This window comes from Streptomyces sp. NPDC047000, from assembly GCF_040644295.1.
In the GTDB taxonomy this organism is placed as follows: domain Bacteria; phylum Actinomycetota; class Actinomycetes; order Streptomycetales; family Streptomycetaceae; genus Streptomyces.
The window spans coordinates 1-22,094 of sequence record NZ_JBEYWE010000013.1; the positions used below are offsets into that span (position 1 = coordinate 1).

Sequence of the window (22,094 nt, forward strand, 5' to 3'; positions counted from 1 at the left end):
ACCGACGAGGAGGCGACCGCGCGGGCCGTCCGCGACGCCGCGGCGGACCTCGGCGGCCTGCACACCCTCGTCTACGCGGCCGGACCGCACGTCCCGATGAGACACCTCAGCCAGGTGACACCCGGTCAGTACCGGGCCCAACTGGAAGCCGACGCGGTGGCGTTCTTCAACCTCGTCCACCCCGCCCTGCCCCTGCTGCGGGAGAACCGGGGCAATGTGATCGCCGTGACGACCGTCGCCACCCGGCGCTTCCCGGTCCGCGACGGACTCTCCTCCGGCACCAAGGGAGCGGTCGAGGCGGTGGCACGAGCACTGGCCGCCGAGGAGGGACGGTACGGCGTCCGCGTGAACTGCGTCGCCCCCGGCATGCTCACGGACGGCATCGCGGGCCGCCTCATCAGCACCGGCGAACTGGACGAGGACGCCCTCGCCGTCACCCGGCGCAACATCCCGCTGCGCCGCTTCGGAAGCGCCCAGGACATCGCGGAGGCGGTCGCGTTCCTCGCCTCCGACCGCGCCGGGTTCATCACCGGACAGGCACTCGGGGTGGACGGCGGCTACAGCGTCTGAGCACAGGGCCGTCCTGAACGGGAGATCGTCGCCGGGAACCGGCGTCCAACCGACAATTAACGGAAAGCACACGGAACCGTGACCCGAAAGAGATGTTCGTTCGGGCGCGAACGGAGCATCCGATGAACTGACACAGTCCTTACACGACGAAGCGGAGACCACCATGGGCATCATCGCTTGGATCATCATCGGCCTGCTCGCCGGCGCCATCGCCAAGGCCCTGATGCCGGGCAAGGACCCCGGCGGCATCATCGTCACCATGCTCATCGGCATCGTCGGCGGTCTGCTCGGCGGCTGGCTCGGCAAGGTCATCTTCGGCGTCGACTCGATCGACGGCTTCTTCGACCTCTCCACCTGGATCGCCGCCATCGTCGGCTCGCTCATCCTGCTCGCCCTCTACCGGGTCTTCACGGGAAACCGGCACTCGCACCGTCACGCGTGACCCCCTGACGGCGTCCCACCGATCCCACCAGAGCGGCTCCGGCCCCCTCCGCGGGGCGGGAGCCGCTGGTGTGTGACGGCGAGCGGGCTCCCTGCCCCAGGGCGACCCGCCGCCCGGTGTCATCCCCCGCGCGGGCTACCCGTGCGGTCCGCACCGCGGCTGACGACGTCGGGTACCGGCCGCGGATAGCGTCGCGGCGGCGCCGGGGACCCGGCGGCGACACCTCGTCCCGGGGAGACCGGATGACCAGCAACACCCGTATACCGTCCGGCCGTTACGCCGCCTCTCCACCGTCCGGGCCGACCCCGGCGGAGCGGCGCGGGCCGGGGCGCCGGGCACGGCGGATCGGCGTCGTCGTCCTCACCGCCCTGCTGGGCATGTTCATCGCCCTGAACATCCATGAACTGGGCCACACCGCTGTCGCGTGGCTCGCCGGCGACCACGACGCCTCGTACCGACTGCACTGCGAACCGGCCGGGTTCGGCTGCAACCACTTCGATGCCACAGGAATGGGCAAGCCCGCGAAGGCCGCTGTCACGCTGGGCGGCGTCCTGGTCACGCAGATCGTCACCTGGTCACTGGTGCTGCTTCGCCGACGGGCCGGCCGGCGGTGGCGCCCGGTGCTGACTCCGCTGGTCGCCGTCTTCGCCGCCGACCCCCTGCTGCAGTTCGTGCAGGCCGCGTTCACCCCGCTGCCGGAGTACGACCTGACCAAGGTGGACTTCACCGCCTGCGCCACGCTCCTGGGCTGGTCACAGTCCCTCTCGCTCACCGTGTTCATCTGCGGCGCCCTCGCCTGTGCGGCCGTGTGGGTGCGCCTGAGCTACCGTGTCCGATCATGACTACCGGGCCGCAGTGGACAAGGCCGCTGCCGACCGGCCGGCAGCGGCGCCGGGACCTCGCGGCCGGCATCCTGCTGACGGCCGGCGTGGCCGTGAGCACCGTGCTGTCGCGCAGCGCCGGCGTCGACCCCGGCTCCCTGCGCCCCGGCCGGGGCGAGGAGTTGCTGTGGGCGCTCGCGGTGGGCTTACCGCTCTGCTTCCGGCGCCGCTTCCCGCTGACGGTGCTCACGATCTGCACGGCGGCGTTCATCGGCCTGCAACTGCGGTACGTCGGCGACTTCGCGGCGAGTTCGGTCTGCCTGTGCGTCGCCCTTTTCACCGCCGGCGCCTGGAGCCGTGACCGGCGCCGCGCGACCGCCGTACGGATCGTGGTCGTCGTCCTGCTGTCCGCCTGCCTCGCGTTCGCACTGAACGCGGACACCTGGCTGACGCTGAACGGTCTGGCACATGCGCGCGGCTCCGGCCCGCTGTCGGTGCCCACCGCCTTCACCCTCTACGCGGTCGGCACGAACCTCCTCTTCGTCGCGGGTGCCTGGCTCATCGGGAACACCGCCTGGCTGCAGACCCGCCGGCGGGCGGAGCTCGCCGAGCGGAACCGTGAACTGCAGACCGAGCGCGACGAGAACGCACACCACGCCGTCATCGCCGAGCGGCTGCGCATCGCCCGCGAACTCCATGACGTCGTCGCACACCATGTGAGTGTCATGGGTGTACAGGCGGGTGCCGCCCGGCTCGTGCTGACCCGCGACCCCGCGGCCGCCGAAGGCGCTCTGCTGTCCATCGAGTCCGCCGGCCGGGACGCGGTCGAGGAGATGCACCGTCTTCTCGGGGTCCTGCGTGACGGACGGCAGCCGGTGGAGGCGGTGACGGCCGCGGGCGTCGAGCAACTCCCCGCGCTGGTGGCGGGAGTCCGCGGCGCCCTCCGCACCACCTACACGGTGGACGGCGAACCGCGCGGACTTCCCCGGTCGCTGTCCATCTCGCTGTACCGGATCACGCAGGAGGCCCTGACCAACACGGTGCGGCACGCGGGCGCGTCGAGGGTGGACGTCACGCTGGCCTACCGCGCCGCGACGGTGGAGCTGACCGTGGCCGACGACGGACGTGCTGCCGTCGGCCGCGAGGCGGCGGTACTCTCCGCGCAGGGTGGGCAGGAGCCGCGGCGCACGGGAGACGGACGGACCCGCGGCGGTCTGGGGCACATCGGGATGCGCGAGCGGGTGGCGCTGCACGACGGCACGCTCCAGGTCGGTCCGGACGATCGCGGCTATGCCGTCCGGGCCCGGTTCCGCTCGTCATGACCAGGATCCTGCTGGCGGACGACCAGAAGCTCATCCGCGGGGGCATCCGGATGATCCTGCAGAGCGAGGACGACTTCGAGGTCGTCGGCGAGGCCTCGGACGGGGACCGGGCCGTCGATCTGGCCCGCTCGCTGCGACCCGACCTGGTGCTGATGGACGTCCAGATGCCAGGACTCGACGGCCTCGAGGCCACCCGGCAGATCGTGGCCGCGGGTGACTGCGCGGTGCTCGTCCTGACGACGTTCAACCGGGAGGACTACCTGTTCCGGGCCCTGCAGGCCGGCGCCGGCGGCTTCCTGCTCAAGAACGCCTCGCCGGAGGATCTGATCAGCGCGGTCCGGGTGGTCGCACGCGGCGACGCGCTGCTGGCACCGGAGCTGACCCGACGGCTGTTCGACCAGTTCGTGGCCCGGCCGGCCGCCGCGCAGCGGCCGGATCTGCTCGGCCGGCTGACCGAGCGGGAGGAGCAGATCCTGCGCCTGGTGGCCGGCGGAGCCAGCAACGCCGAGATCGCCGGCAAGCTGTTCGTCGGCGAGGCGACGGTGAAGACCCATGTGTCACGGGTGCTGAACAAGCTCGGGCTGCGGGACCGGGTGCAGGCTGTCGTGTACGCGTACGAGACAGGCGTCGTCGTACCCGGGGACAACCCTCCCTGAGCCTCGCCGTCCCGAGGCGGTGCGGCCGCCGGGGCCCGCCCCTCCCGCGGGACCGGCGTCCTGGCCTCCCGGTGGTCTGCGGGAGGTTCAGGGCACGAGGATGATCTTTCCGAGGGCCGGCCGGCCGGAGGATTCCGCCAGTTCCATGGCCTCGGCGACCTCGGTCAGCGGGAAGCGGGCGGCGATCATCGCGGTGAGCCGGCCGGTGCGCAGCAGGTCGAAGACCTCGGCGAGGTCGGTGCGCATCCGGGCCCGGAACGCCTCCCGCCTGGCCGAGCCGGGCTTGCCCGCTCCCGCCCAGACGTCGTAGAAACTCGCGTGCCTGCGCGTGGGCAGGTGGTTCCAGAACGTCAGCCTGGCCAGCAGCGGCAGGAAGTCGAGCAGCACGGGCCTGGTGTCGTCGAGTGCTGCCGCGATGCTGTAGGAGACCAGCGTGCCGGTGCGGTTGAGCAGTCGGTAGGAGAGGGTGACGCTCGCACCCCCGAGGTGGTCGAACACGGCGTCCACACCGGTGGGGGCCAACTCCCGCACGCGGGCGGCCAGGTCGGGGTCACGGTAGTCGACCGGCTCCACCTGCTGCGCGCGCAGCGCCTCGTGATGGCGCGGGTGGGCGGTGCCGATCACGCGGGCGCCTGCGTGCCGGGCGAGCTGGGCGAGGACGGTGCCCACTCCGCCGCTGACGCCCAGTACGAGGACGGTCTGCCCTGCCTGTACCTTCGCGCTGCGGTGGAGCATCTGGTACGCGGTCAGCCCGTTCACCACGAGTGTCTCCGCCTCGTCGGCACTGATCCCGTCGGGGACCTCCACCAGGTCGGCGGCGGGCAGCAGGGCGGCGGTGGTCCAGCCGCCGGTCCTGGTCAGCGCGGCGACCCGCCGGCCGAGCAGCGCGCGGTCCGCTCCGGGGCCGACGGCCTCGACGACGCCGACGAGGTCGTAGCCGGGCACGAACGGGAAGGCGGGCTGGCCGTAGTAGCGGCCCCGGCGCATCGCGCTCTCGGCGAAGGACAGGGCGGTCGACTCCACCCGCACCAGGGCCTGGCCGGCGGCGGGCGGCGGCAGTGCGCGCCGGACCAGCCGCAGGCCGGACGGTGCGACCTTGCCCGGCAGCAGCACTTCGGTGGCGGTCACGGTGGCCTCGCCGGTGGAGTTCGTCTCAGTCATGGCCAGGTGCCCCTCAGATCGGTGCGACTTGTCGTCACTCTGTTAATGGTCGTAACAATGCATGCACCTGTCGTTCAGTGTCAATGCTTAACTCGCACCGCAGGGAGGCACGTTGCATGGGAGCCGGACCGCGGAACGGATCAGGGCTGCGGCCTCGACCAGGTACAAGCAGGCGGCGCAGGGGCGGGCGAAGGGGTGCGTTACTGCCCGTAGCACGCGATCGGGACCGTCAGCATCCACATGGTTCGTTACAGTGTGACGGTGACCGACGAGACGCGAACCGTGAGCAGACGTGAGCGCCTGCGGGCCCAGACCCTCCGGGAGATCGAGGACGAGTCGTTCGCGATCATCGACGCGGAGGGCGCACAGGCGCTGTCGATCGCGGCGCTGGCCCGGCGGATGGCGATGTCCGCGCCGGCGGTCTACCGCTACTTCCCCTCACGGGACGCGCTGGTGGCGCACCTGGTGACACTGTCCTACCGGCAACTCGCGGCGGCGATGAGCCAGGCCACCCAGGGCAGCAGGAAGGCACCGCGCACCCGGGTGCGGCTGGTGGTCACCGCGTACCGCGACTGGGCGCTGCGGCACCGGCGGCGCTACGGGATGCTGTTCGGCGAGCGGGCCGGCGACCTGCCCGGCGAGGTCACCGCGCGGACTCCGCTGGACGAGGCGATGGCGCTGCTCGTGGACCTGCTGGTCGCCGTCGAGGGTACCGCGCCCGCCGACAGCACCAGCGGTGACCGCACGCTGGACGGGCAGTTGCGGCAGTGGGCCCGCTCGCAGGAGCGGCCGGACACCGGACCAGGAGTGGCCCGCGCCGCCGTGCTGATCTGGACGCGGGTCCACGGGATCGTGAGCCTCGAACTGACCGGCGTGTTCGACCATCAGACGGTCGAGGCCCAGCGGTTGATCGATCTGGAGATCGACAGCGCCCTGCGGTCCCTGAGGCCGCCCGGCAACTGAACGGGCCGGTGGGCCCCGGGCCGTCCGCCCCGGGCGGAGCCCCTCGTTGGTCTAGTCCAAAAATAGTGCGTGGTCTAGGCCAATCTATTGACGCGGTCCCGTCAGAGCGATCAAGCTGGATCCCTCCCCCCACTTCTCTGGAGGCACCAGTGAGACCTCTACGCGCATGCCTGGGTGCGGCGGTCGCCGTCACCCTCGCGGCCGCCGGAACAGCCGCGCTCGTCGCGGGTGACGCCTCGGGCGCCACCACCGCGCTGAGCAACCGGTGGTACGCGGCCGCCCCCTACCTGATGCCGCTCGACAACGACCCGCCGGACCCGGCCGCCATCATGGACGCCACCGGTCTCAAGGCCTTCCAGCTGGCGTTCGTCCTCGCCCCCAGCGGCGGCGGCTGTTCCCCCACCTGGGGCGGCACGGCGCCCGTCTCCTCCGACACCGCCGTCCAGTCGGTGATCAGCACGATCCGCGCCAAGGGCGGCGACGTCTCCGTCTCGATCGGCGGCTACGGCGGCACCAAGCTGGGCCAGACCTGCGCCGACGCCGCATCCACCGCGGCCGCGTACCAGCAGGTCATCACCAAGTACGGGCTGCACGCGATCGACTTCGACCTGGAGGAGCCGGAGTACGAGAACACCGCGGCGATCAAGAACGAGATCGGTGCCGCGAAGATCCTCCAGCAGAACAACCCGGGCCTCTACGTCTCGGTCACCACGGCCGGCACTGCGGACGGGACCGGCTGGTTCGGCAAGCAGATGCTGCTGGAGGCGAAGTCGCAGGGGTTCACGCCGAACAACTTCTCCATCATGCCGTTCGACGGCGGCTTCAACGGGGCCGCGTCACAGACCGGCGCGCTCACCAACTTCAACGCGATCCTGCAGTCCACGTTCGGCTGGGACCAGGCGACCGCCTACGCCCACGAGGGCTTCTCCGGGATGAACGGCCGCAGCGACACCGGCGAGTACTTCACCCAGGCCGACTTCCAGACCGTGCTCGACTATGCCACGGGCCACAACATGGACCGGTTCACCTTCTGGTCCCTGAACCGTGACCGCCAGTGCACTCCGGCCGACAACGGCGGGCGGACGTCCGGGACCTGCTCCAGCGTGACGCAGAACTCCTGGGACTACGCGAAGTACTCGGTGAAGTTCGCCGGAGCCACCCCGCCCTCCTCGACACCGACTCCCACCCCCACTCCGACCCCCACCCCCAGCGGTCCGGCCACCGGCTGCAAGACGGCGTGGAAGTCGGCCTCCGTCTATGTCGCGGGCGACGAGGTCTCCTACAACAGCCACAACTGGAAGGCCAAGTGGTGGACCCAGAACGAGGCGCCCGCCGCCACGGACTGGGGCCCCTGGCAGGACGAAGGCGCCTGCTGACGAACTGACGCGGCCGGTCCGGCGGGGGCAGCCCCGCCGGACCGGCCACCGCACCGACTGATCGCATTCATGTTCTAACAGGACGCGCCGAGGTGAAATCCCCGTTCAGCCGCAGGTCGAGGGGGCGGTATCCCCGATGATGGGACCACCCGGGGGAACAGATCAGGCGATCAGTGGGAGGCACCTACATGGTGGTGGAGATCGGCGCGCAGCACGGCGAGCGTGTCACGGGGCGGGTGTGGGTGGTGCGTCTGGATCCCTGCGGCCCGCCCTCCGCCGGAGCGGTGAGGCTCTCGTGTTCCCGCCCGGCGTGCGCCGATCAGCGCATTCCCGAGGGCACGGCCGCGGGGCGCAGGGCCGCGGTGGGGCACGTCAACTCGCATCTGGCGCACGTCGGTGCGGGCGGCGGACCGCACGGCGAGGCGTGGTGCGCCTGCCGTGCCGCCGACTGCGCATGGCACACCGCCGACCCCGGCGTCGGCCGGCGCGGCGGGGTCCACGCGGCGGCAGGAGCCGTGCGGTGCGGGGGCCCGGTGGTTCTGACGCTGTACGCGGACCGCGCGGGAAGACTGTGGCGGATCGCGGAGACGTGCGCGCGCTGCGCGGCGGCCACACCCGGCTGCCGCGTCCTGGCCACCGCGCCGCTCCCGGCTCGCGGCGGCCCGGCCGGGGCGGACCCGGCGAGGGAGCACCGGGCCGCGGAGCCCGCGGGCGGCCCGGTGGGGAACGGTATGGCGGCGGTGTTCTCCGATCATGCTCCCTCCGCTGCTGCCGCTGCCCCGGCGCCCCTGCCTCCCGAGTCCTCCCCCGAGCCGTCCCCCGGGCCGGCGGCACTGCCGCGCGCCCGGGCCGCCTCGCCGGGCAGGGCACCCCGGCGGGCGAGGCGGTGGGGAAAGATCGCCCAGCGGATCGTGCCGTACGACCTCGAACCCGACGTCCTGCGCCTGGAGCTCATCGAGCTCGGAGACGCCTTCCGCGCCTACCAGAAGCGCCCCGAACCCGACCTCACCCTCCTCGCCGGGCTCCACGAGCGCAAGGCGCGCGCGTTCGCGACGTGGGCCGACGTGAGCGGCGACGCCTCCCTGCGCGACGAGGCGCAGCGTGCCGAGCAGGCCGCGCAGACCACCCTCGAGATGCACGCCAACCGGGTCGGTCTGGGGGCCGGCGACGGAGTGGAGCGGCTGCTGACCCGTGGTCAGGCCGAGCACGCCCGCGCCGTGCTGGACCACGTCGCCGTCCACTCACCGCACCCCGAGGCGGAGGTGCGCCTCGCCGTCCTCATGCTCACCCTGCGGGCCGCACGCGCCGGCACCGGGAACGTCACCGGCCAGGACCTGACCGGCTGGCTCCAGGACGACGCCGAACCGGTGCTCCAGCGGCTGGCGGAGGCCGACTGGCTGCGGCTGCCCGGCACCACGTCCGACGCACTGGCCTCCCGGCCCGAGGATCCCACCGCCGTCACCGTCCCCACGCTGCTGCCCGACCGACCCCGCCCGTTCGGATTCGGCAAGACCACGCGCGCCAGGATCTCGGGCTGGGCCCAGAAGGTCGTGGGCGACCGGAAGCTCCGCAAGAAGAAGCTCGGTGCCGCGCCCCGGCTCCTGGCCCTGTACACCGCCGCCCACGCGCGCCTCGAGGGACACCTCGGACACCCCGGTGACGACGGGCTGTCCCTCGACCGGGCCGCCGCGTTCTGCGGTGTGACGCCCGGCCAGGTCGCCGAGCACGCCGAACTGCTGGTCGGCGCCGGGTGGCTGGCCGAAGCCGAGGCCGACGTCGCCGGGGGAAGACTGCGCGGGCAGCTCGCCGAGCGCGTCCTGCCACTGGGCGGGCTGCTGTGACGGGCGGGGCCGGGCCCGCCTCGCGGGTGCCGCTCCCGCGCGCCACCCGCGGCCCTCGTCCGTCCCGGCCGCACGCCTGCCGTACCGGGACGCTGCCGCTCCCGGTGATCCGGCGCATGCTCTCCGCTCGTCCCTCTGCGCTCTTCGCGCTTCCGCACGCCCCCCTGACAGGCTGGCGGGACCCGGCCGCGCGGCGGCAAGCTGGGACGGCAGCCGCACGGGCCCGGCGTGCCGTGGAGGTGTCTGCGGTGAACTGCAGGAACCAGGGGGAGACACCATATGCCGTGGGAAGAGCTCAGAGATGATCTGACCCGTCTGAAAGCGGGCGTCGCGGTCGAGGAGCCGTTGTGGCGGGTGACGGGCCCGAACGCCGTCGCTTTCCAGGCCCATCCGGCGTTCCTCGACTCGCTCCGCACCGCCGGCGACCTGGACAGCCTGCTGACGGACGACGCGGGCGCGATCAGGACGGCCAAGAGGCTGCGCATCACGCTCGACAGCGAGCTGGCCGGGGTGACGGACATCCGCACCGCGCTGCGACTCGACGCCCGGCGCTACACCGACACACCGGCGCAGATCGCACTGCTCGCCTACCACGGCACGGCCAGGAACCAGGGCATCGTGCTGGGAAGTCCCGGCATCCTCGCCGACGCCACGGGCTTCGCCGACCGGCACCAGCCCGCGAGCGTCCAGGAGTTCGTCCAGCTGCACGGGGTCTACATCGCCGCCGCACAGGCGCTGGGGCAGCCCTACGACCCCCAGCAGCATCCTCAGCGCATCGACGGTCTGCGCGGTCTGGCCGGCGCCACGCCCTCCGCGGCCTCGGCGCGTCCCCTCGCACTGGGCACGCGCTCCGACTGGCAGACACACCGGCCGGAGTTCGCCAAGACCGTGCAAAGTCGCGCACAGGACCTGAACTTCGTCGCGTCCCACGCCCTGATCAGCCACGTGTTCAAACACCTCGTTCTGGGATCCGCATCGCCCCCGAACGACGCGCAGGGTATGAACCTCCTGGTCGACGCCTACCTCGCGGAAGCCCGCGCCGTCCTCACCGCCGTCCCCGCCGACACGGTGACCAGCATGCTCGGCCAGACCGGCGCCACCCGCACCTACTACTTCCGCAAGCCGGACGGGGCGACATCCATGATCGCCGTCGATCCCTCGGGCAGCGCCTGGATCAGCACCTACTTCGCCCCGACCCGGGTCTGAACCCTGTACCGGACACCCCTCCGTCGACCACGACACGTCACCTGCGCTCGTCATCCGGACGAGAACCCGCTCCAGGGCTCCTTCGTCCTCGACCAGCTCACCGATCTCGTCGAGGAGGCCGTCCTCACCGGGTTCGGCCGGATCAACGAGACCGGTGGTGTGCTCGGCGCCACGGAAACCGGCTGTCGGCGCGGGCGCATCCAGGACGAGTCGATGCTGTACGAGCAGCGCAAGCACGAGGGCACGCTGCCCATCATCGGCGTGAACGCGTTCCGCCGCCCCGAGTCCGGCGCCCGGCCCACCGAACCCGGCCCCGCCCGCGTCACCTCCGCGGAGAAGCAGTCGCGGCTGCGGCGCGTCCGTGACTTCCGGGCCGCCCATCACGCGGAGAGCGAGAAGGCGCTCGCCCGGTTCAAGGAGGCGGCGGTCAGCGGCGACAACGTCTTCGAGGTCCTCATGGCCGCCGCCCGCGTGTGCTCACTTCAGCAGATCACCGAGTCGTTCCTCGAGGTCGGCGGCCGGTACCGGGGAAACGTGTGACCGGCGGCCGGGAACACGGGCGGCTCGGGTGCCCCCGGTGGCACGCGGCCGGGCCGACCCGACTTTTGGATTTCTGGTCCAAGGATGGACATTCCACCTAGGTTCCGGCTAGGTTCGGGAACGGGCGGCCCCACCGGACCGCGAACGCCCGGCCGTTCCCCGGCGCACCCCGCCGGACCCTCCGCGGGAGAGGACACATGGACCACCCGGCGCACACCCCGGACCAGGAACCGTTCACCGGCGGCTCACCGCCCGCGGCCGCGGATCCGGACGAGCACCTCGTCCGCGAGGCGGAGAAGATCGCCGTCGCCGTGGGCCGGATGTTCCCCGGACTGTGCGAGGTGGTCCTGCACGATCTGCGGGACCCGGAACACGCGGTCCGGGCCATCGAGAACAACCTCTCCGGACGCCGGACCGGGGACCCCGCGACCGAACTGGGGCTGGCCCGGATCGCCGACCCGCGGTATCCGGACGTCGTCCAGAACTATCCCAACCGGTTTCCCGACGGCCGGCCGGCCAAGAGCACCTCCATCGGCATCAGGAACGCGGCCGGTGACTACGTCGCCGCCCTGTGCCTGAACCTCGACGTCTCCATGCTCTCCCCGGTCGCCCTCGCCCTGGCCAACCTGGTCGCCACCGGCACCGAGCACCGCGACCGGCCTCTGGAGACACTGCGCGACCGGACCGCCCGCGAGCTGCGCCACGTCGTCGAGGCCCTGGCGGCCGAGCGCGCCGGCACCCCGCGGTCGCTGAACCGGAAGGACAAGAAGGAACTCGTGCGGCAACTGCACCACGACGGCTACTTCGACTCCCGGGACGCCGCGCAGACCATCGCCGACCTGCTCGGCGTGTCCAGGGCGACGGTCTACAACTACACCAAGTGAGGGCCCCCACACCCCCCGCCCCGCGCACCCTGCCGGCCGGTGACCGGCGGACCGGCACCACCGCAAGCTCCCGGCCGGATCTCCCACCGCCCCGAAGGGTTCCCCATGACCGCCGCACTGCCCGTGTCCTTCGACGAGGTCCGCGAGGCCGCCGCACGTCTGACCGGCGTCGCCCACCGCACCCCCGTCCTCACCTCACGCACCCTGAACGCCCTGACGGGCGCCGAGGTCTTCGTCAAGTGCGAGAACTTCCAGCGCGTCGGCGCCTTCAAGTTCCGCGGCGCCTACAACGCCGTGGCACGGCTGTCCGCCGGGCAGCGGGCCAGGGGCGTCGTGGCCTACTCCTCCGGCAACCACGCCCAGGCCACCGCCCTGGCCGCCCGTGAACTCGGCACCACCGCGGTCATCGTCATGCCCGCGGACGCGCCCCGCTCCAAGGCGGAGGCCACCGCCGGATACGGCGCGGAGATCGTCACCTACGACCGCTACACCCAGGACCGCGCCGCCCTCGCCGAGTCCCTCGCCGCCGAACGCGGCCTGGCCCTCGTCGCGCCCTACGACCATCCCGACGTCATCGCCGGACAGGGCACCGCCGCCCTCGAACTCCTCGAGGAGACGGGCGCGCTCGACGCGCTCGTCGTCCCCGTCGGCGGCGGCGGTCTCATCGCAGGCAGCGCCATCGCCGCCACCGCGCTCCACCCCGGCATACGGGTCGTCGGCGTCGAGCCCGAGGCGGGCGACGACACCAGGCGCTCGCTGGAGAGCGGCCGGCGGATCACCGTCCCCGTACCCCGTACGATCGCCGACGGCCAGGCCGTGGCCACCCCCGGCGCCCTCACCTTCCCCGTCAACCAGCGCCTGGTCGACGCCGTCACTCTCGTCAGCGACGACGAGATCGTCGAAGCCATGCGGTTCGCCTTCGAACGGCTGAAGATCGTCCTCGAACCGAGCGGCGCCACCGGCCTGGCCGCCCTGCTGAACGGGCGCCTCGGCGCCCCCGCACGACGGATCGGCGTCATCGCGTCCGGCGGGAACATCGACGCGCGGCGCTTCGCGGAACTCGTCGGCGCCTGAACGGCGGTGACCGACGGCGCACGGGCACCCGCCGCGATGCGTCCCGGTCCGTCCGCCCCCGGGCGGCGGACCGTCTACCGTACGGACATGCACCGCCACCCGTCGTGGTCATGTGAGGAGAAGTCCTGTGCCGTCGCCCTGTGACCCCCGGTACGCTCCCGTCGGCGACGTGGGCGCGGCCCTCATGATGGTCGACTCCCGGCTCAAGTCCGTCTACGACAGCAGCACCGGCACCGATCCCGACCCCGCGCGGCAGCAGATGGTCGACCAGTTCGCCGCGTCCCTCGGCCCCACGGGACTCGACGATCTACTGGACGGCACGTGCACGCTCATCTACACGCTCATGACGTGGCTGCGGGCGGCCTGCGAGGACCACGGCAAGGACGTCATCGAGTACTCGGTGCCGGCCCTCGTGGGCAGCATGCGCGTGATGCGCAAGACCTTCCGCCCCGAGGTCATCCCCACCATGGCCGGTCTGCTGGTCGCGGCGGGCACGGGCCTGAGCCCCAATCTGTGGCGGGCGCAGCACGGAGACTGGACCGAGGCCGAGATGAACCCTCTGGAGGCGACGGCCGTGCTGCTGGCGGAACACGTCAACCGGATCGCCGACGACCGCCTCTTCGCGACCCGTCTGATCACCGAGGCTCTGGCCGCGGCGGACCAGGACTGACCGGCGGCGTCCGGCCGGCCGTTCCGGCCACCCACTCCTCCACCCGTACGACGTCCGCCTGCTGCGGGAAGACCTTCTCCGTCAGGACGCGGTGGACCTCGGGATCGGAGTCCGTGCACGCGTCCGACAGGACCGTCAGGCGGTAGTCGAGGTCCGCCGCCTGGCGCACGGTGGACAGCACCACACCGCCGGTGGCGATGCCCGCGAGGACGAGGTGGCCGATGCCCCTCGCACGGAGCAGCATGTCCAGGTCGCTGCCGGAGAAGCCGCTGACACGGCGTTTGACGACGACGGGTTCCGCGGGCAGGGGCGCGACAGCGGCGTGGATCGCGTTGGCCTGTTCCTCTCCGGGCACGGCGGGCCGGTGGGCGAGGGCGCCGAACATCTTGTTCCGTGGGTGGATCTCGGCGCGTCCCGGCCGGAAGCCCACCACGACATGGATCACCGGCAGGTCCGCCGCTCTGGCCGCCCCGACGGCCGTCCTCAGCCGGTCCAGATACGCCGTGTCGGCGTACCGCTCGACGATGACGTTCTGGACGTCCATGACCAGCAGGGCACTGTCGCTCACTTCTCACCTTCCGCGTGGACCGTCTGCGTGGAACGTCAGCCGACAGCCATGTCAACAAGCGATTACCGCGGACCCTAGGATGCCGTCCGCCGCAAGTCAACAACCGATTACAAGCCCGGTGGGGCGTTAGGTTGGGACGATGGACGCGAAGACGGTGCGGGACGCGGGCGCGGGACCGCGCAGGGACGCCTCCGCCACCCGCGAGGCCCTGCTGACCGCCGCGCACAGCCGCTTCATCCGGCTGGGCTACGAGCGGACCACCCTGCGCGACGTGGCGAACGAGGCCGGGGTCAATGTCGCCCTCGTCAAGCGCTACTTCGGCTCGAAGGAAGGGCTGTTCAAGGCCGCGCTCACCGCCAACGACCGTTTTCTGGACGCGGACGGCGGCTTCCCGGCGGGTGCCGACCGGCTGGCCGAGGTCCTGGCCCGGCAGTTCTCGGCCGACGCCTGGCCGGAGTTCGGCGAGCACCCGGTGCTGATGCTGCTGCGGGATCCCCACGACACCGTGCTGGCCGGGATGCGACGGTCGGCCCTCGAAGCCTTCGCCCGCCGCATCGCCGAGTCCGCGGGCCCTCCCGCGACGGACACGTCGGACACGGCGGATGCGCCGGACACCGCAGATGCCGCAGATGCCGCGGACGCGGCGGAGCGGCAGCTGCGGTCCCAGCTGGTCGTCGCGCTGGGCGTCGGCATGGCGGTGCTGCGTTCCGCCGTCGCCGTCCAGCCGCTGAGTGACGCGGGCCCCCGGGAACTGGCACCGCTGCTCCGGTCGGCCCTGCGCGCTCTCCTGGAGGAGCCGGGCGACGGCGACCGGACGTGACAGGCACCGGGCAACCCCGCGCCGCTCTCCCGGCGAGCCGGTGCGCCCCGTCCTCCGGCCCGGCCCCACGGGCCGGGCCGGAGGACGGGGCCGGTGATCAGGCCTGCGCCGGTTCCTCCGGCGCCAGCAGGACGGCCGTACGGCTGGTGTGCGCCACGGCGTCGCTGACCCGCGGGTTGAACAGCGCCTCCAGCGTGCCGCGGTGATGGGGGCTCAGGACGATGAGGTCGGCGCCGAACTCGGCGGCCGTCTCGGAGATCGTGGCGGCTATCTGGGTCGTCAGGGCGCTGACCAGAGTCCCCTCGGTCTTGATCCCCTTGTCCCGCAGGGCGGTCACCGCCTCGTCGAGGACGGCCTGCGCCTGGGTCTCGTTCTCGAGCTGGACCACCGCGGCGATGTTCACCGCGGACGCGGCGACATGCAGGACGCGTACGTCCGCGCCCCCCACCTGGGCCATCTCACCGGCCAGCCGGACGGCGGAGTGCCGGGCGGGACTGGGATCGACGGCGACCAGAATGCGCTGGAACATGGATGCTTCTTCCCCTAGGAGACGGCCCGCAGGCCGTCATGCCGATCGGTGACGCCGGCAGGCGGCGTCGCGGAGATCAACAACGGGAACCGCCGATGCCTTCCCGGATCCGATGGGCGTTTTACGGACAGGTACCGGCGCCCCGCGCCGCCACGGCGGCCGGTGCGTGCCGACCGGCCCGGGCAACCCGGACCCCGAGGCCCGCGGGTCAGGGTCCGAGGGGCCCTCAGACTCAGGACCATCTCATGCGTAGGGCCGCGGAGGCCGCGCATAGCCTCGACAGCGTGCCAATGACAATTCCCGCCGCCATCAGCGAATCCGCAGATCTGGCCGTCAAGAAGTCCCGGCTGGTCCGTTCCCCGGCCCGTTACCTGGTCTCCGCGATGCTCGCCGGTGTCTACATCGGTCTCGGTGAGGTCCTGATGCTCAGCGTCGGGGGCCCGCTCGACGCGGCACATTCGGGTGCCGTCAAGCTCATCGAGGGCGCGGTGTTCCCCGTCGCCCTGCTCATGGTGCTCTTCGCCGGCGCCGATCTGTTCACCAGTCAGTGCATGACCATGACGTTCGGCGTGCTCAGCCGCCGGACCAACTGGATGGACCTGGCGCGGATCTGGGTGATGTCGCTGGTCGGCAACCTGATGGGCGCCGTGTTCTTCGCACTGGTCGTGGGCGCGGCCGGAACCCTCAAGACGGGTCCCGCGTCCACCCTGCTGGGCAGCCTGGTGGCCGCGAAGAACGCCGAGTCGGGCGGACAGCTCTTCTCGCGGGCCGTGCTCTGCAACATGCTGGTGTGCCTGGCCGTGTGGATGTACACCCGGGCGACCGGCGACGGGGCCAAGGCCGCCATGGTGTGGTGGCCGGTGTTCGCGTTCGTCTCCAGCGGCTTCGAGCACAGCGTCGCCAACATGGCGGTGTTCTCGCTCGGCATCGTCAACGGCCAGGCGTCGGTCGCCGACCTCGCCCGCAGCCTCGCCTTCACGGTCCCGGGCAACATCGTGGGCGGTGCGGTGCTGGTGGCCGCGGCGTACTGGTTCGCGAACGACGGCGCCCGTACGGTGCTGGGCAAGGCTCCCGCCGCGCCTTCCGTCCCCGACGGGGACACCACCGCCCCCCACACCCCGGCCAAGGTCTGACACCCCCGGTCCACGAACGGCGCCGGCGACACTCCTGTCGCCGGCGCCTCGGCGTTCCCGGTCCGCCGGGCCCGGCCGTGACGGTCGCGGCCGTGGCGGCCCCGCGCGTCGTGCCCGGGTGTGCGGGGAGGCCGTACCGTGCGACGCTGGCCGGCGGGGCGGGACGCGCGAGCCGGACGTACGGGAGGCGATGTGGGCCCCGGCAGGCAGACGACACCGCGGCACGGAGCGGAGCACCGGACGGGACAGGCACCGGGGCCGTCCCGCAGAACCGTCCTGGAGGCGTGCGCGGGCGCCGGGCTCGTCTCGGCGGCGGCCGGTGCCTGCGGCCCCCCGGATCCCGCCGCCCGTGACCGGCGCGCGGGCGTCGCAGCGTCCCGGCCCGAGGCGGAACGGGACCGCCCGGGGACACCCGGATGGCGCATCCGGTCGCAAGGTCCCCCGACGGCCGTCATGGGGTACACCGACCGGGTGAGCGTGGCGCCCGGCGAGGAGTGCGGTCTGTACGTCTCGACGACCGCCTCGTCGTTCCGGGTCTCGGCCTTCCGGGTCGGCTGGTACGGAGGGGCCGAGGCCCGGCTCGTGTGGTCGTCCGGGCGCACACCGGGCCGGGTCCAGCCGGAGCCGTACGTCCTGGCCACCACGCGCACGGTCCGCGCGGACTGGCGGCGCACCCTGCCGCTGGACACGGCGGGCTGGCCGGAGGGCGCTTACCTGCTGCGGCTCGACACGGAGGACGGCCACCAGCGCCATGCCCCGCTGATCGTGCGCTCCGCGCGGGGCACGGGGCGCACGGTGCTGATGCACGCGCCCGCCACCTGGCAGGCCTACAACCGGTGGGGCGGCCACAGCCTCTACGAGGGCCCCACGGGGGCGTACGCCGACAGGTCGCTCGCCGTGAGCTTCGACCGGCCCTACGACGCCGGCGGCGCGGAGAAGTTCCTGGTGTACGAGCGGGCGGCCGTCGTCCTCGCGGAACGGCTCGGCATCCCCCTCGCCTACACCACCGGGACGGACGTGCACCGCGACCCGTCGGTGCTGCGCGGGGCGGCCGCCATCGTCTGCCTCGGCCACGACGAGTACTGGACCCCCGAGCAGCGTGCGCATGTCACCCGGGCCCGGGACACCGGTACCAACGTGGCCTTCCTCGGCGCCAACACCTGCTTCCGCCGGATCCGCCTGGAAGGAGGGGGACAGGACGGGTCGGGTCCCGGGCGGACCGTGGTCTGCTACAAGTCCTCGTTCCGGGCCGACCCCTGCTACGCCACCCGGCCCTCCCTGGTGACGGCGGACTTCCGCAGCCCGCCCGCGGCCGACCCGGAGTCGTCGCTGACGGGTGTGCTCTACGAAGGTTTCCCCACGGACGCGCCCTACGTCGTCCACACCGCGGACCACTGGCTCCACGAGGGAACCGGCGTACGCCCCGGCGACGGATTCGGTCATCTGGTCGGTGTGGAGTACGACCGCGTCACCCCGGGCGCCCCGGTCCCCGGTCTTCTGGAGATAACGGCCCACTCCCCCGTGGTGTGCAACGGGCGCCGCAGCAGCAGCGATTCGGCGTACTACACCGTGGGGAGCGGCGCGGGGGTCTTCGCGACCGGCACCATGCGGTGGGTGGAGGCCCTGACGGCCGGGTCCCCCGGTGGTGGCCGTGACCACGGGATGGACGCCCGGACCCGGATGTTCGTCACCCGCACGACGGAGAACCTGCTGCGCGCCTTCGCGGCGGGTCCCGCCGCCCGTCACCGGCCCGCGCCCCGCCCCAATCTGACGGAGGTGTACAAGGGCACGGCGTGAAGGAGTCCAGCGCGTCACGGACGGCGGGCCGGGCGCGCCGCCCGCCGGGGTTCACGGGCCGCTGAGGGTCTTCCGAGGGTGGTTCCCCTGTGCCCCCGGGCCCGGGGGCGCCCTCTGGCGGACGCGCGTAGAACTCTGGCATCATCGCACGGCACCACCTGCACAGCCGCCCCGCCCGATGCACGGCCCTACGCAGGAGGCCCCCATGAAGGTCCGTTCCGCGCTGACCGCTCTCGCCCTGGTCGTGGCGCCCGGTGTCGCGGTCGTCGGCACCGCCACCGACGCCTTCGCCGTCACCAAGCTCAGTCAGGCCGCCGCCGCCCAGATGTTCGGCGACGCGGGCATCACCTGGTCCTCGTCCGGCAACTGCACCGACCGCAACAACGCGACCTGTACGTCCTTCGAGCAGCTCAACCTCGCCACCGCGCAGGGCGCCCAGACCCTCAAGCAGGCCAGCGGCTGCGCCCTGAACATCACCGGCGGCACCGAGACCGGGCACGCCTCCGGCACGTACTCCCACTGGAACGGCTACAAGCTCGACCTCAGCAAGTACACCTGCGTGGGGAACTACATCAAGAACACCTTCAGCTACTCCGGTCTGCGGGGCGACGGTTACCCGATGTGGACGTCGGGTGCCGGCAACGTCTACACCGACGAGGGAAGCCACTGGGACGTCCTGTACTACAACTGCGGCGGCTGCTGAGCCGCGGGCAGCCGCCGCCGGGGACGGAACTCAGTACCCCTTGTAGACGGGCTTCCGTTTCTGCGCGGCCGCGGTGTTCGTCTCCTGGAAGTCGGCGCTCAGCGCGCCCAGGGCGAGGTAGTCGCCCTCGACCTGGAAGTAGGTGTCCATCGAGTAGTCGTGCAGGCGGTTGGATATCTGCTTGATGTGGTTGACGCCCACCGGCGACTTCGCGGCGATCTTCGCGGCCAGGGCCAGGGCCTGTTCGTGGGCGGAGCCGTCCGGGACCACCTGGTAGACCATGCCGAGGCCGGCCGCCTCCTTCGCCGGGACCGGCTCGCCCTGCATGCAGATGGCCTTGGCGCGCATCGGGCCGACCAGCCGTTGCAGGGCCCACAGGCCGCCGGTGTCCGGGGTGAGGGCGTAGTCCACGAACAGTTCGTGGAAATAGGCCGATTCCGAGGCGATGACGATGTCGCTGGACAGCAGCAGGTTGCAGCCGCCGCCCAGGCACGCTCCCTCGGCCAGGCCGATGACCGGCACCGGGATCGTGTACATCTTCTTGATCAGGCCCGCGATCTCGAACATGACCTCGCGGGCGGCGGTCAGGTTCTTCGCCAGTTTGGTCCTGATGATGTCGAGGTCACCGGGGCCGAAGGACACCGGGCCGTTGCCCCGCAGGACGACGACGCGGATCTCGTCGTCCCAGTGGGCGTCGTCCAGCGCGGCACCGAACTCGTCGATCACCTGCTCGCACAGGCGGTTCATGTTCTGCGGGCAGTCGAAGGTGATCGTCGCGATGTGGCCGTCCTTCTCGGTGGTCACGACGTGGTCGTACTTCTTCTCGTACGGGTACACAGCAGCCGTCTTCCGTTGTGGTGGCCGGTGGAGCGGGTCAGCGTGCCACGCGGGCCGGCCGGGAGCCCGCGACGAGGGCGGCGGTCCGGCCGGTGACCGCGGGGTTGTACATCGGGTGGGTGAAGATGCAGAAGGTGCCCTTCTCCAGTTCGTCGACGACGACGGTCACCGCTTCGTCCACCGGCATGCCGACCGGTATCGACCGGGTGACGACGGCGAACCGGGAGCGGTGGTCGTCGGTCTTGTAGTACGGGTCGTCCGGGTCGTACCTACCGGGGTCACGGTGGCGCAGGCAGTTGTCCAGGTCGGTCCGCACCACGCCGGGGCACACCACGTGCGCCGTGACCTTGGAGCCGGCGGCCTGGAGCTGGAGGTCGAGCACCTCGGTCAGCGACAGGGCCGCGAACTTGCTGGCGACGTACGCCGGGGAGTTCTCCACCGCGAGGAGTCCGGCGATCGAGGCGGTGTCGACGATCCGGCACGGGGTGTTCTGCGCGATCATCCTGGGCACGAACGCCTTGATGCCGTGCACCAGCCCCTTGACGTTCACGTCGAGCAGCCAGTCCCAGTCCGCCAGGGGCTGCTCCCAGACCGTGCCCACCGAGATGACGCCGGCGTTGTTGAAGAACAGGTCGACCGCGCCGTAGACGTCGTAGGTCCGGCGGGCGAAGTCCTCCATGGCCTCGGCGTCGCGCACGTCGAACACCGCGGTGAGGACGTCCGTGCCGCCCGCGGTCAGTTCGGTGCGCAGGGCCTCGAGGTGGTCGGCGTCGATGTCGGCGAGGGCCAGCCCGGCTCCCGCGGCGGCGAACCGCCGGGCGAGTTCCCGGCCGATGCCGTTGGCCGCGCCGGTGACGGCGACGACTTTGCTGCCGTAGTCCTGCATGACGTTCTCCTTTGAACGTTGAGGGGCGACGCTTGAACGCTGGGGGCGGCGCCGGCCGGCCGTCAGGTGTGCTGACGCTTGACGAGGGCCGCGATGACGTCCATGAGGGCCTCCACCGAGGCGCCTCCGATCGCCATGACCTTGGCGTCGCGCCAGTACCGCTCGACGCCGGTGTCGACGACGGTGCCGAGGCCGCCGTACAGCTGGATGGCCTCGCGTGCGACGTACTCCGCGACCTCCGCGCCCTTGACCTTGAGCAGGCGTCCCTCGGCGAGGCACAGGCCGCCGCGGTCGCGCTCGGCGTAGGTGGAGTAGACGAGGGCGCGCAGCGACTCGATCTCGCCGTACATCCGGACCAGCTTGTGCCGGGTCACCTGGAACCGGTCGAAGAGCGACTGTCCCTGCTGTTCGCGCTGCAGGCTGTGGGCGAGCGCCATGGCGTACGCGCCCTCCGCGATGCCGAGGCTGACGGGGCCGCAGCTGAGGAACTCCGCGGTCGCGCTGACGAACATCGCCTGCAGACAGCCGCCGAGCGGACCGAGCAGGTTCTCCTTCGGGACACGGCAGCCGGTGAAGGAGAGGGATCCGGTCGCCGAGCCGTGCCAGCCCAGTTTGCGCTCGGGCCTGCCGACGCCGAGTCCCGGTGTGCCGGCCGGGACGAGGAAGGCGCTCAGGCCGGCCTTGGTGACCGGGTCGACGTGGTCGGCGGTGACCGCGACGACGACGTACACGTCGGCGACCCCGATGTTGGAGATGAGGACCTTGCCCCCGTTCAGGACCCACGCGTCGCCGTCGGGCACGGCGCGGGTGCTGAACTCGGCCTGGTTGTCCCCGCCGACGGCCTCGGTGGACCCGCAGGCCAGGATGATCTCCCCCGAGGCGGCGGGCAGGAGGTACTCCTTCTTCTGGGCGGGGGTGCCGAGCATGTCGATCAGGCCGCCGGCGAGCAGGCTGTGCGCTCCCATCGCCACGGTCAGCACGGGCAGGCTCCTGGCGATCTCCTCCAGTACCAGTGCCTGGGTCGTCTGGTCGGCGCCGAGACCGCCGTACTCCTCGGGCACGGTGATCCCCAGGAGGCCGAGTTCACCGGCACGCCGGAACAGGGTGAGCGGGAACTCACCGCTGCGGTCGGTCTCCAGGGCCGCCGGAGCCACCTCCTTCTCGGTGAACTCCCTGACGCTGGAGAGGATCGCCGCACGGTCCTCGGTGAGATACCACATCGTCATGCTCCTTGACTCGAGGGCTCGTCGGTTCGAGACCTCGTCGGCTCTTCGGGTGTGCCGGTCGGGGGGTGT

At 72.0% G+C, this 22,094-nt stretch carries 22 protein-coding genes and 1 pseudogene; 17 read left to right on the forward strand and 6 right to left on the reverse strand.

From position 1 onward, the window contains the following. From ABZ862_RS21080 to ABZ862_RS21100, 5 genes are all read left to right on the forward strand, one after another. Window positions 1–570: SDR family oxidoreductase (locus ABZ862_RS21080; RefSeq protein ID WP_360960223.1), on the forward strand; the 570-nt coding region annotated here is incomplete at its 5' end. A gap of 163 nt (window positions 571–733) precedes the next feature. Continuing rightward, window positions 734–1,012, forward strand: coding sequence for a GlsB/YeaQ/YmgE family stress response membrane protein (locus tag ABZ862_RS21085; protein ID WP_360960225.1), 279 nt, complete (start codon window positions 734–736; stop codon window positions 1,010–1,012). 242 nt (window positions 1,013–1,254) lie between these two features. Then, on the forward strand, window positions 1,255–1,854 hold the full coding sequence (locus tag ABZ862_RS21090) for a hypothetical protein (protein WP_360960227.1): 600 nt from the start codon (window positions 1,255–1,257) through the stop codon (window positions 1,852–1,854). Then, the gene (locus ABZ862_RS21095) at window positions 1,851–3,155 is read left to right on the forward strand and encodes a histidine kinase (protein WP_360960228.1); all 1,305 of its coding nucleotides are present in this window, start codon (window positions 1,851–1,853) and stop codon (window positions 3,153–3,155) included. The genes ABZ862_RS21090 and ABZ862_RS21095 overlap by 4 nt, the downstream gene beginning before the upstream one ends. Next, complete coding sequence (locus ABZ862_RS21100) at window positions 3,152–3,811, forward strand: response regulator transcription factor (RefSeq protein WP_360960230.1); 660 nt, start codon at window positions 3,152–3,154, stop codon at window positions 3,809–3,811. The genes ABZ862_RS21095 and ABZ862_RS21100 overlap by 4 nt, the downstream gene beginning before the upstream one ends. 87 nt (window positions 3,812–3,898) lie before the next feature. Here ABZ862_RS21100 and ABZ862_RS21105 read toward each other — a convergent pair whose 3' ends face one another. Continuing rightward, window positions 3,899–4,972, reverse strand: a complete 1,074-nt coding sequence (locus ABZ862_RS21105) for a medium chain dehydrogenase/reductase family protein (RefSeq protein ID WP_360960232.1) — start codon at window positions 4,970–4,972, stop codon at window positions 3,899–3,901. Window positions 4,973–5,233: 261 nt separating this feature from the next. On the opposite strand from ABZ862_RS21105, the gene ABZ862_RS21110 reads away from it, so the two are divergent. From ABZ862_RS21110 to ABZ862_RS21145, 8 genes and pseudogenes are all read left to right on the forward strand, one after another. Next, entirely contained in the window at window positions 5,234–5,935 is a 702-nt protein-coding gene (locus tag ABZ862_RS21110) for a TetR/AcrR family transcriptional regulator (protein WP_360960234.1), read from the forward strand. A gap of 149 nt (window positions 5,936–6,084) precedes the next feature. Next, window positions 6,085–7,311, forward strand: coding sequence for a carbohydrate-binding protein (locus tag ABZ862_RS21115; RefSeq protein ID WP_360960235.1), 1,227 nt, complete (start codon window positions 6,085–6,087; stop codon window positions 7,309–7,311). Window positions 7,312–7,499: 188 nt separating this feature from the next. Then, on the forward strand, window positions 7,500–9,152 hold the full coding sequence (locus ABZ862_RS21120) for a hypothetical protein (RefSeq protein WP_360960237.1): 1,653 nt from the start codon (window positions 7,500–7,502) through the stop codon (window positions 9,150–9,152). A 279-nt stretch (window positions 9,153–9,431) separates the two neighbouring features. Beyond that, window positions 9,432–10,358 (forward strand): hypothetical protein, encoded by a 927-nt coding sequence (locus ABZ862_RS21125; protein WP_360960239.1) that lies wholly within the window; start codon window positions 9,432–9,434, stop codon window positions 10,356–10,358. Between the two features lie 57 nt (window positions 10,359–10,415). Then, window positions 10,416–10,898, forward strand: a pseudogene (locus tag ABZ862_RS21130) (methylmalonyl-CoA mutase family protein); the annotation flags it as partial. Window positions 10,899–11,095: 197 nt separating this feature from the next. Then, complete coding sequence (locus tag ABZ862_RS21135) at window positions 11,096–11,782, forward strand: PAS domain-containing protein (protein ID WP_360960241.1); 687 nt, start codon at window positions 11,096–11,098, stop codon at window positions 11,780–11,782. Between the two features lie 105 nt (window positions 11,783–11,887). Then, complete coding sequence (locus ABZ862_RS21140; protein ID WP_360960243.1) at window positions 11,888–12,856, forward strand: threo-3-hydroxy-L-aspartate ammonia-lyase; 969 nt, start codon at window positions 11,888–11,890, stop codon at window positions 12,854–12,856. A gap of 127 nt (window positions 12,857–12,983) precedes the next feature. Further along, entirely contained in the window at window positions 12,984–13,526 is a 543-nt protein-coding gene (locus ABZ862_RS21145; protein WP_360960245.1) for a hypothetical protein, read from the forward strand. Here the strand turns inward: ABZ862_RS21145 and ABZ862_RS21150 are convergent. Next, the gene (locus ABZ862_RS21150) at window positions 13,492–14,094 is read right to left on the reverse strand and encodes an isochorismatase family cysteine hydrolase (RefSeq protein ID WP_360960247.1); all 603 of its coding nucleotides are present in this window, start codon (window positions 14,092–14,094) and stop codon (window positions 13,492–13,494) included. The two genes, ABZ862_RS21145 and ABZ862_RS21150, sit on opposite strands and share 35 nt — an antisense overlap. Window positions 14,095–14,233: 139 nt before the next feature. On the opposite strand from ABZ862_RS21150, the gene ABZ862_RS21155 reads away from it, so the two are divergent. Next, the gene (locus tag ABZ862_RS21155) at window positions 14,234–14,914 is read left to right on the forward strand and encodes a TetR family transcriptional regulator (protein ID WP_360960249.1); all 681 of its coding nucleotides are present in this window, start codon (window positions 14,234–14,236) and stop codon (window positions 14,912–14,914) included. Between the two features lie 97 nt (window positions 14,915–15,011). Here the strand turns inward: ABZ862_RS21155 and ABZ862_RS21160 are convergent, their stop codons facing one another. Further along, window positions 15,012–15,443 carry a universal stress protein gene (locus ABZ862_RS21160; RefSeq protein ID WP_360960251.1) on the reverse strand — a complete coding sequence of 144 codons (432 nt, stop codon included), beginning with the start codon at window positions 15,441–15,443 and terminating at the stop codon, window positions 15,012–15,014. A gap of 290 nt (window positions 15,444–15,733) precedes the next feature. Between ABZ862_RS21160 and ABZ862_RS21165 the strand changes: the two genes are divergently transcribed. The 3 genes from ABZ862_RS21165 to ABZ862_RS21175 all read left to right on the forward strand — a co-directional run bounded on the left by ABZ862_RS21165 (window position 15,734) and on the right by ABZ862_RS21175 (window position 19,076). Beyond that, entirely contained in the window at window positions 15,734–16,576 is an 843-nt protein-coding gene (locus ABZ862_RS21165; protein WP_360960561.1) for a formate/nitrite transporter family protein, read from the forward strand. 423 nt (window positions 16,577–16,999) lie between these two features. Further along, complete coding sequence (locus ABZ862_RS21170; RefSeq protein ID WP_360960563.1) at window positions 17,000–18,373, forward strand: N,N-dimethylformamidase beta subunit family domain-containing protein; 1,374 nt, start codon at window positions 17,000–17,002, stop codon at window positions 18,371–18,373. 205 nt (window positions 18,374–18,578) lie between these two features. Next, window positions 18,579–19,076 carry a hypothetical protein gene (locus tag ABZ862_RS21175; protein WP_360960253.1) on the forward strand — a complete coding sequence of 166 codons (498 nt, stop codon included), beginning with the start codon at window positions 18,579–18,581 and terminating at the stop codon, window positions 19,074–19,076. 30 nt (window positions 19,077–19,106) lie between these two features. On the opposite strand, the gene ABZ862_RS21180 is transcribed toward ABZ862_RS21175, so the two are convergent. The 3 genes from ABZ862_RS21180 to ABZ862_RS21190 all read right to left on the reverse strand — a co-directional run bounded on the left by ABZ862_RS21180 (window position 19,107) and on the right by ABZ862_RS21190 (window position 22,025). Then, the gene (locus ABZ862_RS21180) at window positions 19,107–19,913 is read right to left on the reverse strand and encodes an enoyl-CoA hydratase/isomerase family protein (protein WP_360960255.1); all 807 of its coding nucleotides are present in this window, start codon (window positions 19,911–19,913) and stop codon (window positions 19,107–19,109) included. 37 nt (window positions 19,914–19,950) lie between these two features. Then, the gene (locus tag ABZ862_RS21185) at window positions 19,951–20,799 is read right to left on the reverse strand and encodes an SDR family NAD(P)-dependent oxidoreductase (protein WP_360960257.1); all 849 of its coding nucleotides are present in this window, start codon (window positions 20,797–20,799) and stop codon (window positions 19,951–19,953) included. A 62-nt stretch (window positions 20,800–20,861) separates the two neighbouring features. Continuing rightward, entirely contained in the window at window positions 20,862–22,025 is a 1,164-nt protein-coding gene (locus ABZ862_RS21190; RefSeq protein WP_360960259.1) for an acyl-CoA dehydrogenase family protein, read from the reverse strand. Between the last annotated feature and the right edge of the window lie 69 nt (window positions 22,026–22,094).